The organism is Merdimonas faecis, from assembly GCF_001754075.1.
Classification (GTDB): domain Bacteria; phylum Bacillota; class Clostridia; order Lachnospirales; family Lachnospiraceae; genus Merdimonas; species Merdimonas faecis.
The window spans coordinates 112,472-125,899 of record NZ_MIEH01000007.1; the positions used below are offsets into that span (position 1 = coordinate 112,472).

General features: G+C 44.8%; 27 protein-coding genes. All 27 read right to left on the reverse strand.

All coding sequences use genetic code 11. The annotated features are described in order from the left end of the window. Positions 1–64 precede the first annotated feature (64 nt). The 27 genes from rpmJ to rpsJ all read right to left on the reverse strand — a co-directional run bounded on the left by rpmJ (position 65) and on the right by rpsJ (position 13,046). Positions 65–178, reverse strand: coding sequence for a 50S ribosomal protein L36 (gene rpmJ, locus BKD12_RS03350; protein ID WP_005339020.1), 114 nt, complete (start codon positions 176–178; stop codon positions 65–67). A gap of 148 nt (positions 179–326) precedes the next feature. Further along, a complete protein-coding gene (infA, locus tag BKD12_RS03355; protein WP_004607275.1) occupies positions 327–545 on the reverse strand; it encodes a translation initiation factor IF-1 in 219 nt (72 codons plus the stop codon). Positions 546–561: 16 nt separating this feature from the next. Continuing rightward, complete coding sequence (locus BKD12_RS03360; RefSeq protein WP_070087916.1) at positions 562–810, reverse strand: KOW domain-containing RNA-binding protein; 249 nt, start codon at positions 808–810, stop codon at positions 562–564. 38 nt (positions 811–848) lie between these two features. Beyond that, positions 849–1,616: a type I methionyl aminopeptidase gene (map, locus tag BKD12_RS03365; RefSeq protein ID WP_070087917.1), complete on the reverse strand. Its 768-nt coding sequence runs from the start codon at positions 1,614–1,616 to the stop codon at positions 849–851. Positions 1,617–1,620: 4 nt separating this feature from the next. Then, positions 1,621–2,265, reverse strand: coding sequence for an adenylate kinase (locus BKD12_RS03370; RefSeq protein ID WP_070087918.1), 645 nt, complete (start codon positions 2,263–2,265; stop codon positions 1,621–1,623). A gap of 59 nt (positions 2,266–2,324) precedes the next feature. Then, positions 2,325–3,641, reverse strand: coding sequence for a preprotein translocase subunit SecY (gene secY / locus BKD12_RS03375; RefSeq protein ID WP_070087919.1), 1,317 nt, complete (start codon positions 3,639–3,641; stop codon positions 2,325–2,327). Then, positions 3,641–4,081, reverse strand: coding sequence for a 50S ribosomal protein L15 (gene rplO, locus BKD12_RS03380; protein WP_070087920.1), 441 nt, complete (start codon positions 4,079–4,081; stop codon positions 3,641–3,643). The genes secY and rplO overlap by 1 nt, the downstream gene beginning before the upstream one ends. Positions 4,082–4,107: 26 nt before the next feature. After that, positions 4,108–4,287 (reverse strand): 50S ribosomal protein L30, encoded by a 180-nt coding sequence (gene rpmD, locus BKD12_RS03385; RefSeq protein ID WP_070087921.1) that lies wholly within the window; start codon positions 4,285–4,287, stop codon positions 4,108–4,110. Positions 4,288–4,302: 15 nt separating this feature from the next. Then, positions 4,303–4,812, reverse strand: a complete 510-nt coding sequence (gene rpsE / locus BKD12_RS03390; RefSeq protein WP_070087922.1) for a 30S ribosomal protein S5 — start codon at positions 4,810–4,812, stop codon at positions 4,303–4,305. A 14-nt stretch (positions 4,813–4,826) separates the two neighbouring features. Further along, complete coding sequence (rplR, locus tag BKD12_RS03395; protein WP_070087923.1) at positions 4,827–5,195, reverse strand: 50S ribosomal protein L18; 369 nt, start codon at positions 5,193–5,195, stop codon at positions 4,827–4,829. Positions 5,196–5,212: 17 nt separating this feature from the next. Continuing rightward, the gene (gene rplF, locus BKD12_RS03400) at positions 5,213–5,755 is read right to left on the reverse strand and encodes a 50S ribosomal protein L6 (RefSeq protein ID WP_070087924.1); all 543 of its coding nucleotides are present in this window, start codon (positions 5,753–5,755) and stop codon (positions 5,213–5,215) included. A 118-nt stretch (positions 5,756–5,873) separates the two neighbouring features. Continuing rightward, positions 5,874–6,275: a 30S ribosomal protein S8 gene (gene rpsH / locus BKD12_RS03405; protein ID WP_070087925.1), complete on the reverse strand. Its 402-nt coding sequence runs from the start codon at positions 6,273–6,275 to the stop codon at positions 5,874–5,876. A gap of 13 nt (positions 6,276–6,288) precedes the next feature. After that, on the reverse strand, positions 6,289–6,474 hold the full coding sequence (locus BKD12_RS03410) for a type Z 30S ribosomal protein S14 (protein WP_006427396.1): 186 nt from the start codon (positions 6,472–6,474) through the stop codon (positions 6,289–6,291). Positions 6,475–6,485: 11 nt separating this feature from the next. Further along, the gene (gene rplE / locus BKD12_RS03415; RefSeq protein WP_070087926.1) at positions 6,486–7,025 is read right to left on the reverse strand and encodes a 50S ribosomal protein L5; all 540 of its coding nucleotides are present in this window, start codon (positions 7,023–7,025) and stop codon (positions 6,486–6,488) included. Between the two features lie 23 nt (positions 7,026–7,048). After that, positions 7,049–7,360 carry a 50S ribosomal protein L24 gene (rplX, locus tag BKD12_RS03420; RefSeq protein WP_070087927.1) on the reverse strand — a complete coding sequence of 104 codons (312 nt, stop codon included), beginning with the start codon at positions 7,358–7,360 and terminating at the stop codon, positions 7,049–7,051. A gap of 14 nt (positions 7,361–7,374) precedes the next feature. Further along, positions 7,375–7,743 carry a 50S ribosomal protein L14 gene (rplN, locus tag BKD12_RS03425; protein WP_070087928.1) on the reverse strand — a complete coding sequence of 123 codons (369 nt, stop codon included), beginning with the start codon at positions 7,741–7,743 and terminating at the stop codon, positions 7,375–7,377. Between the two features lie 19 nt (positions 7,744–7,762). Next, complete coding sequence (gene rpsQ, locus BKD12_RS03430; protein ID WP_070087929.1) at positions 7,763–8,017, reverse strand: 30S ribosomal protein S17; 255 nt, start codon at positions 8,015–8,017, stop codon at positions 7,763–7,765. Between the two features lie 34 nt (positions 8,018–8,051). Continuing rightward, complete coding sequence (gene rpmC, locus BKD12_RS03435; protein ID WP_070087930.1) at positions 8,052–8,255, reverse strand: 50S ribosomal protein L29; 204 nt, start codon at positions 8,253–8,255, stop codon at positions 8,052–8,054. Beyond that, on the reverse strand, positions 8,245–8,682 hold the full coding sequence (gene rplP, locus BKD12_RS03440) for a 50S ribosomal protein L16 (protein ID WP_070087931.1): 438 nt from the start codon (positions 8,680–8,682) through the stop codon (positions 8,245–8,247). The genes rpmC and rplP overlap by 11 nt, the downstream gene beginning before the upstream one ends. A gap of 3 nt (positions 8,683–8,685) precedes the next feature. Next, positions 8,686–9,339, reverse strand: a complete 654-nt coding sequence (rpsC, locus tag BKD12_RS03445; RefSeq protein ID WP_070087932.1) for a 30S ribosomal protein S3 — start codon at positions 9,337–9,339, stop codon at positions 8,686–8,688. Between the two features lie 11 nt (positions 9,340–9,350). Then, positions 9,351–9,737, reverse strand: a complete 387-nt coding sequence (rplV, locus tag BKD12_RS03450; RefSeq protein ID WP_004607294.1) for a 50S ribosomal protein L22 — start codon at positions 9,735–9,737, stop codon at positions 9,351–9,353. A 28-nt stretch (positions 9,738–9,765) separates the two neighbouring features. Then, a complete protein-coding gene (gene rpsS / locus BKD12_RS03455; protein ID WP_070087933.1) occupies positions 9,766–10,047 on the reverse strand; it encodes a 30S ribosomal protein S19 in 282 nt (93 codons plus the stop codon). Positions 10,048–10,070: 23 nt separating this feature from the next. Continuing rightward, positions 10,071–10,913, reverse strand: coding sequence for a 50S ribosomal protein L2 (gene rplB / locus BKD12_RS03460; protein WP_070087934.1), 843 nt, complete (start codon positions 10,911–10,913; stop codon positions 10,071–10,073). Positions 10,914–11,018: 105 nt separating this feature from the next. Beyond that, positions 11,019–11,324, reverse strand: coding sequence for a 50S ribosomal protein L23 (rplW, locus tag BKD12_RS03465; protein ID WP_070087935.1), 306 nt, complete (start codon positions 11,322–11,324; stop codon positions 11,019–11,021). Continuing rightward, positions 11,324–11,944, reverse strand: a complete 621-nt coding sequence (rplD, locus tag BKD12_RS03470; protein WP_070087936.1) for a 50S ribosomal protein L4 — start codon at positions 11,942–11,944, stop codon at positions 11,324–11,326. Before rplD ends, rplW begins: the two co-directional genes overlap by 1 nt. Before the next feature lie 29 nt (positions 11,945–11,973). After that, positions 11,974–12,654 carry a 50S ribosomal protein L3 gene (gene rplC, locus BKD12_RS03475; protein WP_070087937.1) on the reverse strand — a complete coding sequence of 227 codons (681 nt, stop codon included), beginning with the start codon at positions 12,652–12,654 and terminating at the stop codon, positions 11,974–11,976. A 74-nt stretch (positions 12,655–12,728) separates the two neighbouring features. Beyond that, positions 12,729–13,046, reverse strand: a complete 318-nt coding sequence (gene rpsJ / locus BKD12_RS03480) for a 30S ribosomal protein S10 (RefSeq protein WP_070087938.1) — start codon at positions 13,044–13,046, stop codon at positions 12,729–12,731. Between the last annotated feature and the right edge of the window lie 382 nt (positions 13,047–13,428).

Genomic DNA, 13,428 nt, shown 5'->3' on the forward strand with positions numbered 1-13,428 from the left:
TACACCGGCTACAGGTGCTCCTTGTATATTATAAATAGTCCACACACCGCCTGGCGTGTCAGAACTAACCCTGTCTCTGTTTATGCTTCGGGTTTTCGCAGATAATGCGAACGCTTCCTTTTCTTTTAATAACTTTACACTTTTCGCAAATTGGTTTTACTGATGATCTAACCTTCATGGGGGATCCTCCTTTCATCCATTGCTGATTTAAAGCTGCTGCGCCTTTCCCCCGATAATATAATCAGCCGCCGGGGCATGGGTATATAAACACCCGGAAACGCGCCTATATATTATAGCACCGGCTTTTTCTCAAAGTCAATAGTTTTTTATTTATCTCTCCAGATAATTCTTCCTTTTGAGAGATCATACGGAGATAATTCCAAAGTCACCTTATCTCCCGGCAAAATTTTGATAAAATTCATTCTCAGCTTTCCGCTGATGTGTGCAAGCACCTGATGTCCATTTTCAAGTTCTACCTGAAACATTGCGTTTGGCAGTTTCTCCACAACAGTTCCTTCAATTTCAATTACGTCAGCTTTTGACATTCTTATATTCCTCCCGTTATCCTTCTTTCTGATTCCATGTTTTCAGTATCTGTCTGATTTTTCCGTCGTCAGCGCCGGCTGTCTCATACTGCTTAAGAATGATCTGCACATGCTTTTTCTTTTTCTTTTTGGGTTTGTCAAGTGTCCTGATTTTTCCATCCACTAAATATACATATGCATCATCCGTGTCGGCAATCACATAAATCTTGCCAGTGTCATGTCCAGCCTTCGACTTTGCAAGCATCCCTGCTTCAAATTTATCCATATTCGTTCTCCTGCTTCAATATAGAAGACACATCTCCTTTAGATTTCTGATGTATCTGTCAGACTAAGGAGCTTTGGTCCGTTTTCCGTGATCAGCACGGTATTTTCGTAATGGGCGGACAGCGAATGGTCTCTGGTAACTACCGTCCAGTCATCATCCAGCCAGTCCACTTCCCATCCTCCGATATTGATCATCGGCTCGATCGCCAGGGTCATGCCTGCCTTTAACAAGACACCCTTTCTGTTCATTTCATAATTAGGAATCTCCGGAGCCTCATGAAGGGCTGTTCCGATCCCGTGCCCGCACAGATCCCGCACAACTCCAAATCCGCGGCTTTCCGCATATCTGCCGATTGCTGCGGATATATCAAATAGATGGTTGCCCTCTCTGGCATATTTTATACCTTCAAAGAAACATTCTCTCGTTACTCTGATCAGCTCTTCTGCTTCCTTGCTGATCCTGCCGATACCGTGGGTACGCGCGGCATCGGAATGATAGCCTTTGTAGATTACTCCCGCATCCAGGCTGACGATATCCCCCTCCCGGATAAACCGGTGGGGGCTTGGGATCCCATGGACCACTTCGTCATTGACTGACACACAGATTGATGCCGGATAACCATTATAATCAAGGAAAGAAGGAATACAATCATAGCTTCTTATAATTTCTTCTCCCAGTTCATCAATCTCTTTCGTTGTCATGCCTGGATACAGTGCTTTTCCAAGCTCATTATGAACAATTTCAAGTATCCGCCCGGCCTCGGTCATCAATTCGATCTCTCTGGGCGATTTTACAGTTATAGGCATGTTCTTACTCTCCTAAAATCTGAACGACTGCCTGGAATACTTCCTCAATATCAACGGTTCCGTCCACTCTCTTCAGGATCCCGGCATTCGTATAATAGTCGATCAGCGGCTGTGTCTGCTCATGGTAAACACCCAGACGCTTTTCTACCGTCTCCGGCTTGTCATCATCACGCAGGATCAATTCTCCTCCGCATACATCACAGATGCCTTCTTTTTTAGTGGGGGCATATTCCAGATGGTATGTAGCTCCGCATCCGACACAGGCGCGGCGTCCACTCATACGGCGGACTATATTTTCATCCGGCACGTCTACATCAATGGCATAATCCAGTTTCTGTCCCTGACTGGCAAGAGCTTTTGTAAGCGCCTCTGCCTGTGGGATTGTCCGCGGAAATCCGTCCAGAACGTATCCGTCCGCACAGTCTTCCTGGTTTACGCGGTCTACAACCAGATCCACAACCAGCTCGTCCGGAACTAACAGGCCCTGGTCCATGTAGGTTTTTGCCTTTTTCCCAAGCTCCGTGCCGTTCTTGATGTTCGCACGGAAAATATCACCTGTCGAGATGTGAGGAATATTGTACTTTGCTGCAATTTTCTTTGCCTGCGTTCCTTTACCAGCTCCCGGAGCTCCTAACATAACAACCTTCATAACTATACCTCCTTTAATAGCATTTTAACCCGCGGAAAAAATTTCCGCGAGTTGAAAATTTAAGTATTTAAAAATCCCTTGTAATTTCGTACAAGCATCTGTGATTCAATCTGCTTCATCGTTTCCAGCACCACGCTGACAATAATGATCAGTGAGGTACCTCCGAAGGAAACCTGTGCGCCCAGCCAGCCGTTAAATAAGATCGGCACAAGCTGAACAAGGATCAGACCGCAGGCGCCAACGAAAATAATGTAATTCAAAATCTTCGTCAGATATTCCACCGTTGGTTTTCCCGGCCGGATACCCGGTACAAATCCGCCATTCTTTTTCAGATTATTAGCAATCTCCATCGGATTAAATGTAATTGATGTATAGAAATAAGCAAAAAACACAGTCAGGATAATATACACAACCAGTCCCCAGGAATACTGCAGCTGATCCGGGTCACACCAGTTGCTCTGATTTAATCCTCTTAAAATCTGGCTTCCAATCCCGTCTCCATTTCCTTTTCCCATAAAAGATGCAATGACTACCGGCGTCTGCATCAGAGATGAAGAAAAGATAATCGGGATGACGCCCGCCGTATTGACCTTCAGCGGAAGGTTTGATGACTGTCCGCCGACAGATCTTCTTCCGACGATCTTCTGTGAATACTGGACCGCAATCTTTCTGACGCCGCCCTGCAGGATCACGATAAATACCACCAGCGCAAGTATAATCATCAGAATGATCGCTGCCGCAAGGCTTGCGGATGCGATCGGCTTGTCTTTGACAAACTGTTCGTAAAGTCTGACTATATCACTTGGAATGCTGGAAATAATATTGATCACCAGCACGATGGAAATACCATTGCCAACGCCTTTTTCTGTGATCCGTTCGCCGATCCACATCAAAAACGCGGATCCGGCTGTCAGTGTCAGGATAACAATCGCAATATTTACAAAATTATATTCTACCAAAAGTCCCTGACGTCCAAATCCGATCGCCATAGCCGATGACTGGATCAGCGCAAGAAGAACCGTAACATAGCGGGTGATCGCCGCAATCTTCTTTCGCCCGTCTTCACCGTCTTTGCGCATCTCTTCCAGCTTCGGGATTGCGATCGTCAGAAGCTGCATAATGATCGAAGACGTGATATACGGCGTGATACTTAAGGCAAATACCGACATCTGCTCAAAAGAACCTCCGGTGAAAGCGTTAAAAAAGTTAAACGCTTCCCCGGTATTCTGAGCAAAGAAATTCTGGATAAATTCTGCATTTACTCCAGGCGTCGGCAGCTGTGATCCAAGACGGATCACTACCAGCATCATCAATGTATATAAGATTTTCTTACGAATATCCTTGATCTGAAATGCCCTTCGGAATGTATCTAACATTAGATCACCTCTGCTTTTCCACCTAACGCTTCAATCTTTTCTACAGCGCCTGCGCTGAACGCATTTGCCTGAACAGTCAGCTTCTTTGTAAGCTCACCATTTCCAAGGATCTTTACACCGTCTCTTGGATTCTTTACGATCCCCTGCTCGATCAGGGTCTCTACAGATACTACTGCATCGTTGTCAAACACTTCCAGAGCGCTTACATTGATTCCAACGATTGTCTTGGAATTTCTGTTCGTAAATCCTCTCTTAGGAATACGTCTATATAATGGCATCTGGCCACCTTCGAACCCTGGTCTTGTACCTCCGGAACGAGCCTTCTGACCTTTGTGTCCTTTACCGGCAGTCTTGCCGTTTCCAGAACCATGTCCGCGTCCTCTTCTGAAATTATCACTGTGCTTTGACCCGTCAGCAGGTCTTAAATTTGATAAATCCATGGTGACACCTCCTTCTTTCTAAATATTTATACTTCTTCTACTTTTACCAGGTGTGCTACCTGTTTGATCATACCTCTTGTAGCCGCATTGTCCGGAAGTTCAACCGTTCTGCCTGTCTTTTTAAGGCCCAATGCTTCTACAGTCTTTTTGTGCTTCGGTACAGCACCGATCGTAGACTTTACTAATGTAACTTTCAAATTTGCCATTCCTGGTCTCCCTCCTTAACCAACAATCTCTTCTATTGATTTCCCACGAAGTCTGGAAACCTCCTCCGGAGTCTTGATCTGGCGGAGTCCATCGATGGTAGCAAGAACTACGTTCTGCTTGTTGTTGGATCCGAGAGATTTTGTACGGATGTTTTTGATACCTGCCATCTCGATCACGGCACGCGCCGGACCTCCGGCGATCACACCAGTACCTTCCGGAGCTGTTTTGAGCAGTACAGAAGCTCCTCCGAACTTTCCGATAAAATCGTGTACGATACTTTCGTTTTCATTCAGTGCTACTGTGATCAGGTGCTTTGCAGCATCCTCTTTTCCTTTGCGGATTGCTTCCGGAATTTCAGTAGCTTTTCCTAAACCTGCACCAACATGGCCATTTCCATCGCCGACAACTACTAAAGCTGTGAATCTCATGTTACGGCCACCCTTAACAACTTTGGTTACACGTTTAATTGACACTACTTTTTCATTTAATTCTAACTGACTAGCATCAATACGTTCCTGTTTCATGTGTGCTCCTCCTCCTAGAAATTCAACCCAGCTTCTCTAGCTGCGTCTGCTAATGCCTGAACTTTTCCCTGGTATATAAAGCCGCCTCTGTCAAAGACAACATCCTTAATACCTTTTTCCAGTGCCTTCTCGGCGATCACTTTTCCAAGGTATGCTGCCGCATCAACGTTGTTGGTTTTTTCCAGATTTGCCTTCACGTCTTTCTGAAGAGTGGAAGCAGATACGAGAGTATTACCAACTGTATCGTCAATAATCTGTGCATACATATGATTATTGCTTCTAAACACAGCCAGACGCGGGCATGCGGCTGTACCGCTCAAACGGTTGCGGATTTTTCTGTGCTTATTAACACGAACTACACTTCTTGATTTTTTGCTAACCATTTTCACACTCTCCTTACTTATTTTTTACCAGTCTTACCAACTTTACGTCTGATCACTTCATCAGCATACTTGATTCCCTTGCCCTTATATGGCTCAGGTCTTCTCTTGTCTCTGATTTCAGCTGCGTATTGGCCAACTTTTTCTTTATCGATTCCTTTAACGGTGATCTTGTTCTGACCTTCCACTACGGTCTCCACACCTTCCGGATCGATCATTTCAACTGGATGAGAGTATCCAAGATTCAGAGTCAGTTTGTTTCCAGACTTTGCTGCTCTGTATCCGACACCGTTTACTTCCAGAACTTTCTGGTATCCTTCTGTAACACCAATAACCATGTTATTGATCAGTGTTCTTGTAAGACCGTGCAGTGATTTCATTTTCTTGAGATCATTTGGTCTTGTAACTACGATTTCTTCGCCTTCCTTTTTGATTTCCATCTCGGTCGGCAGTTCTCTAACAAGTGTTCCCTTAGGACCTGTTACAGTCACTTTATTATTCTCTGCAATCTCAACAGTTACGCCTGCTGGAATCGCAACCGGCAGTCTTCCTATACGTGACATACCATATCCTCCTTAACTTAAATTCTCGGAGCAGATGCTTGCCTGCTCTGTTTTCAGTTGCTTTGAGCACTTAGTTTCCTTTTGCTCTTTTCACTTGGATTCATCAAGTGTTCAGTGGCTACCAAACGTAGCAGAGAACCTCTCCGCCTACGCCCATTTTTCTTGCTTCTCTATCGGTGATCACACCTTTGTTGGTAGAGATGATAGCGGTTCCCAGTCCTCCGAATACTCTCGGCAGATCTTCACAGTTTGCATATACACGAAGACCCGGCTTAGAGATTCTCTTAAGGCCTGTGATAACTTTTTCATTCTTATCAGCACCGTATTTCAGGGTGATGTGAATCGTCTTAAATGCCCCATCATCAATGAGATCATATTTCTCAATATATCCTTCGTCTACCAGGATGTCTGCGATAGCGAGCTTCATCTTGGATGACGGTACATCTACTGTATCATGTTTTGCAGTATTTGCATTACGGATTCTTGTAAGCATATCTGCGATTGGATCACTCATAGTCATGATTCTTTCCTCCTTACCAGCTTGCTTTCTTTACGCCCGGGATCTGTCCTTTGTATGCCAGTTCACGGAAGCAAACACGGCAGATTCCATATTTTCTCAAATATGCGTGTGGACGTCCACAAATTCTGCAGCGGTTATATTCTCTGGTAGAGAATTTCTGTTTGCGCTGCTGTTTTACTTTCATCGCTGTCTTAGCCATAATTTACCTCCTTATTTTGTAAACGGCATGTTGAACTGTGTAAGCAGTTCGCGAGCCTCTTCGTCTGTCTTTGCTGTTGTGACAAAGATCACATCCATACCTCTTACTTTGTCAACCTTATCGTACTCGATTTCCGGGAAGATCAGCTGTTCCTTGATACCAAGTGCATAGTTTCCTCTTCCGTCGAATGCGTTCGGGTTTACACCTCTGAAGTCACGTACACGAGGCAGAGCCAGGTTGATCAGACGATCCATGAACTCATACATTCTCTCTCCTCTTAACGTAACCTTACATCCGATCGCCATTCCTTCTCTGACTTTGAAGTTTGCGACAGATTTCTTAGCTCTGCAGATCACAGCCTTCTGTCCGGAGATTTTCTCCAGGTCAGCGATAGCTGAATCCAGAACCTTTGCATTGTCTTTTGCTTCGCCAACACCCATGTTGATTACGATCTTGTCGAGTTTTGGCACTTCCATGATATTTTTATAACCGAACTTTTTCGTCAGTGCATCGACGATCTCGTTCTGGTACTGTTCTTTCAATCTACTCAATGCGTACACCCTCCTTCCTGTGATTAATCGATCACTTCGCCTGTTGATTTTGCGTAGCGTACTTTTTTATCTCCATCCATCTTGAATCCGACTCTGGTCGCTTTTCCTTTGTGAACATACATCACGTTGGAAATATCGATCGGGCCTTCCTGGTGGATGATACCGCCGTTCTGGTTGGAAACGCTCGGTTTTGTGTGTTTCGTCAGCATGTTGATGCCTTCTACCAGAACTGTTCCTTCCTTCTGGTTTACGGACAGAACCTTGCCCTCTTTGTCTTTATCTTTACCAGCGATCACTTTAACAGTGTCGCCCTTTTTGATCTTTAACATAGACATCTCCTTGCACCTCCTTACAGTACTTCCGGAGCCAGAGACACAATTCTCATGAACTGTTTGTCACGGAGCTCTCTTGCTACAGGCCCGAAAATACGGGTTCCTCTTGGTGTCTTATCTTCTTTGATGATGACTGCCGCGTTCTCGTCAAAACGGATATAAGAACCATCTTTACGACGGGTGCTGTTTACCGTACGAACAACTACAGCTTTCACTACATCACCTTTTTTAACAACGCCGCCTGGTGTTGCATCTTTAACAGTCGCAACGATGATATCACCGATACTTGCATATCTTCTTGTTGAACCGCCAAGCACACGGATACACAGTAACTCTTTCGCACCTGTGTTATCTGCTACTTTCAGTCTGCTTTCTTGCTGTATCATGCAGGTTTCCCTCCTTATACTATTTCACTTTTTCCACAACTTCAACAAGACGCCATCTCTTATCCTTGGACAGTGGTCTTGTCTCCATAACTCTTACTCTGTCGCCGATGTTACACTCGTTATTCTCATCATGCGCTTTCAGCTTATAAGTTCTCTTGACGATCTTCTTATACAGTGGATGTTTTACATGATCTTCTACGGCAACAACTATGGTCTTATCCATTTTATTGCTGATAACTTTACCAACACGTGTTTTTCTAAGATTTCTTTCCACAGTCTATACTCCTTTCATTGTATAGGATGTTCTGCTATTTTCCGCTCTTCTCAGTGATGATTGTCTGAATTCTGGCAATATTTCTTCTCACTTCTTTGATTCTGCTTGTGTTGTCTAACTGGTTGGTCGCGTTCTGGAATCTCAGGTTGAAAAGTTCCTTTTTAGCAGCTACTAATTCTTCGTTCAGCTCTGCAGCTGATTTTGTTTTTAAATCTTCTACAAATGCATTAATTTTCACTGTTATCACCGCCTTCTAAGTCTGCGCGAGAAACTATTTTACATTTACATGGCAGCTTGTGGGTTGCCAGACGAAGAGCTTCTCTTGCAACTTCTTCTGATACGCCCGCGATTTCGAACATTACACGGCCAGGCTTTACAACTGCTACCCAGTATTCCAGAGTTCCTTTACCGGAACCCATACGTGTCTCGGCTGGTTTCGTAGTTACAGGTTTATCCGGGAATATTTTGATCCATACTTTACCACCACGCTTGATATAACGAGTCATAGCAACACGGGCAGCCTCGATCTGGTTGGAACGGATCCAGCAGGGCTCCATTGCAACGATACCATATTCACCATTTGTTATCTTATTTCCGCGAAGTGCTTTTCCCTTCATGGTTCCGCGGAACTGTTTACGACGTTTTACTCTTTTTGGCATTAACATGATTTATCTCTCTCCTTCCTTATCTGCCTTCTCCGGAAGAACTTCACCTTTGTAGACCCATACCTTTACGCCAACTTTTCCGTAAGTAGTATCAGCCTCGGCGAATCCGTAGTCAATGTCTGCTCTCAGTGTCTGAAGAGGAATAGTTCCGTCGCTGTAGAACTCTGTACGTGCCATATCAGCTCCGCCCAGACGTCCGGATACGGAAGTCTTCACACCAAGCGCGCCTGCCTTCATAGTTCTGGACATGCAGGATTTCATTGCACGTCTGAAAGAAATACGGTTTTCCAGCTGCTGAGCGATGTTCTCTGCTACCAGCTGAGCATCTTTATCCGGTTTCTTGATCTCTCTGATGTCCACGATCAGCTTCTTATCTGTAAAGCGTGTCAGTTCGCCTTTTACTTTCTCGATCTCAGAACCGCCCTTACCGATAACAACACCCGGCTTAGCTGTATAGATAGCAATCTTTACGCGGTCAGATGCTCTTTCGATCTCGATCTTGGAAATACCAGCGCTGTATAATCTTTTCTTAAGATACGTTCTGATTTCATGGTCTTCTACTAAGTAGTCTGCAAAGTCTTTTTCTGCATACCATTTAGAGTCCCAGTCTTTGATAACACCGACTCTCAAGCCATGAGGATTAACTTTCTGTCCCATGTTTGCCCTCCTTATCTTTCATCAAGCACAAGTGTAATGTGGCTCATTCTCTTCTCGATCCTGTAAGCTCTTCCCTGTGCTCTCGGTCTGATTCTCTTCATTGTTGGTCCTTTGTTTGCATAAGCCTCTGCAATGTAAAGGTTCTCAGCATTCATGCCGTTGTTGTTCTCAGCATTTGCGATTGCAGACTCTAATAATTTCTTTATTAAACTAGAAGCATATCTTGGATTGTATGTCAAAATACCAAGTGCTGTTGTTACATCCTTACCTCTGATGGCATCCAGTACGAAGCATGCTTTCTGAACAGAAACCCTTGCGTAAGATAACTTAGCTGAAGGTCTTGTGTCCTTATTAGCATTTCTTTCTCTCTTAATTTGGGATCTATGTCCTTTTGCCATGGATGAACCCTCCTTTCAAAATCTAATATTATCTAACTCTTGATTTCTTTTCGTCTTTTCCGTGTCCTCTATATGTTCTGGTAGCTACGAACTCACCAAGTTTGTGTCCTACCATATCTTCTGTCACATATACCGGAACGTGTTTTCTTCCGTCATGAACGGCGATTGTATGTCCAACCATGCTCGGGAAGATTGTGGAACGGCGGGACCAGGTCTTAATAACAGACTTTTCTCCCTTTTCGTTCATGGCGTCAATCTTCTTCAGCAGGCTTGCATCTGCGAATGGTCCTTTTTTAATTGAACGTGCCATAGGTTCTAACCTCCTTGTGAATATTATTTGATCGCTTTACCATCTCTTCTTCTTACAATCATCTTGTTAGAAGCTTTGTTTTTCTTTCTTGTCTTAAGACCAAGTGCTGGTTTGCCCCAAGGTGTACATGGACCCGGACGTCCGATTCCAGTCTTACCTTCACCACCACCGTGCGGATGGTCATTCGGGTTCATAACAGAACCACGAACAGTCGGTCTGATACCCATGTGACGTTTACGTCCTGCTTTACCAACGTTGATCAGGTTGTGGTCTCCATTTCCTACAACTCCGATGGAAGCGCGGCACTCGCCAAGTACCATTCTCATTTCTCCGGATGGAAGTCTTAATGTTGCATATCTTCCTTCCTTAGCCATCAGCTGTGCGCTGTTTCCTGCGGAACGAACCATCTGTCCGCCTTTTCCAGGATGCAGCTCAATGTTGTGGATCTGTGTACCTACCGGGATCTCGGAAAGCGGCAGGCAGTTTCCTACTCTTACCTCAGCTTCTGGTCCGTTCATAACCTTCATTCCGTCGGTCAGTCCTTCCGGAGCCAGGATGTATGCCTTTTCCCCGTCTTCGTAGCAGATCAGTGCAATGTTTGCTGTTCTGTTCGGATCATACTCGATTCCCAGAACTGTTGCGCTGATTCCATCTTTTCTTCTCTTGAAATCAACAATTCTATATTTCTTCTTAGCTCCGCCTCCGCGGTGTCTAACAGTAATTTTTCCCTGGTTGTTACGTCCTGCCTGTCTGGTCTTGGTAGCCAGCAGAGACTTCTCCGGAGATTTCTTTGTGATTTCAGAGAAATCAGATCCGGTCATCTGTCTTCTGGACGGTGTATATGGGCGGTATGTTTTAATTCCCATGATTGTTCTCCTTTCAAATGTTTATTATCACGGTTTACATCCGTATGCTTTGCGCTAACTTGTTTCATAAGAAAGCTCTTCCGGGTATGTTCGCTCTCGTTAAGTCTACAGGCCCTCGAAGATCTCGATATCAGCGCTGTCCGCTGTCAGCTTAACAACTGCTTTCTTTGTCTTTGCAGTCTTGCCGAACTTAAATGTTCCGCGGACTCTTTTTCTCTTTCCTTCGCAGTTCATGGTGTTCACGCTCTCAACCTTTGTTCCGCTGAACATCTTCTCAACTGCTTCTTTCACCTGAGACTTTGTTGCTTCCGGGTGTACTAAGAAAGTGTATTTCTTTTCTCCCATCAGGTTCATGCTCTTCTCGGTTACTACTGGTTTCAGGATTACATCATAATACTTAATGTCTGCCATTATGCGTACACCTCCTCGATACTAGCAACAGCCGCCTTTGTTGCGATCACTGTGTTGTACTTCAAGATGTCGTACACGTTGATCGTGTTTGTCTTTGCAGTCTTAACATCTGCAATATTTCTAGCAGAGATCTCTGCGTTTGTATTGCCATCTTCCAATACAACTAATGCTTTGGAAACATCCAGGTTCTTCAGCATGTTTGCCATGTTCTTTGTCTTAACCTCATCGAACTTGATCTCGTCAACTACGATGAATTTCTTCTCTTCTACCTTAGAAGTAAGTGCAGACTTCAGAGCTGCTCTCTTCTCTTTCTTGTTCATCTTGAAAGAGTAATCTCTCGGAACCGGAGCGAATACAACTCCGCCGCCTGTCCACTGAGGAGCTCTTGTGGATCCCTGTCTTGCATGACCGGTTCCTTTCTGTCTCCACGGTTTTCTTCCGCCGCCGGAAACTTCAGAACGTGTCTTTGCCTTCTGTGTTCCCTGACGATTATTTGCCAGCTGGTTTACGACTGCCATGTGTACCAGATGCTCGTTTACCTCAACACCGAATACCGCATCGCTTAAATCGATCGTACCAACTTCTTTACCTTCGATATTATAAACAGATACGTTTGCCATTCTAAGCGTCCTCCTTTCTTCGCCAAAACCTAGTTAGCTTTTACCGCTTCTCTGATTGTTACCAGGCACTTCTTCGGCCCCGGTACGGATCCCTTAACCAGAAGCAGGTTGTTCTCTGCATCTACGCGTACAACCTCAAGGTTCTGGATGGTGATCTTCTTGTGTCCCATCTGTCCGGGCATCTTCTTTCCTTTGAATACCTTGCTCGGGTCAGATGCCGCACCGTTGGAACCTGCATGACGATGGAATTTGGAACCATGAGTCATAGGTCCTCTGTGCTGGTTGTGTCTCTTTACCGCACCCTGGAATCCTTTTCCTTTGGAAATCGCAGTTGCGTCGATCTTCTCTCCGGCCTCAAAGATATCAGCCTTGATCTCCTGTGCCAGCTCATACTCGCCTGCGTTCTCAAATCTGAACTCTTTTACATATCTCTTTCCGGATACGCCGGCTTTTGCGAAATGTCCCTGCTCAGCCTTTGTAAGTCCGTGACGGTGAACGATCTCTTTCTTACCGCTCTTGTCTTTGTTTACGATCTTGTCTTTCTTGTCAACGAAGCCAACCTGAACCGCATCGTAACCGTCGTTCTCTGCAGTCTTGATCTGTGTTACTACACAGGGACCTGCCTGAAGCACAGTTACAGGTGTCAGTGTTCCATCTTCGTTAAAGATCTGGGTCATGCCGACCTTTGTAGCTAAGATAGCCTTCTTCATTATGATTACCTCCTGTGATTTACAGCGGAACGCACATCGGCGTTCATCCTAAATGTTAGGAACTACTGCGTTTTTTACTTGTTTTTCATTTTGATATCAATGTACACACCAGCCGGCATTTCCAGTCTGGAAAGTGCATCTACCGTCTTCTGGGTCGGTGTGATGATATCGATCAGTCTTTTATGAGTTCTCTGCTCGAACTGCTCTCTGGAATCTTTGTACTTGTGTACGGCACGCAGGATGGTAACTACTTCCTTCTTTGTCGGAAGCGGCACCGGTCCGCTCACCTTTGATCCGTTCTTTTTCACAGTTTCGATGATTTTCTTTGCGGATGCATCTACCAGCTGGTGATCATACGCTTTCAGTGTGATTCTCATTACTTGACTTGCCATAAAAAAAGTCGCCTCCTTTTCGTACTTCTTACTTCAGTACGACAAGCGGTGACTGTACACTCTCCCGTGTGTGTCGTGAGCTACTCACGGGTTGTTGCCACATCTCAGTGGCTGTTATAGTTTCGTACAGTGACTTGTCGCCAGTTTCCTAACTTGACATTCGCTCCACGGAAAACCTGCCACTTAAGGGCAGCAACCTCACGCTTCACAGCTATCAATGTCACAGCTTTTATAGTATATCGGAATATCCCCGGTTTTTCAACCCCTTTATCGGAAATATTGTATTTTTTCAGGTACAATCTCATTTTTTTACAAATATCTCCGTTTTTCTTGTTTTTTTCCGCGGATTCCGTTACCATTTTATCAGAAACACTGACAAATG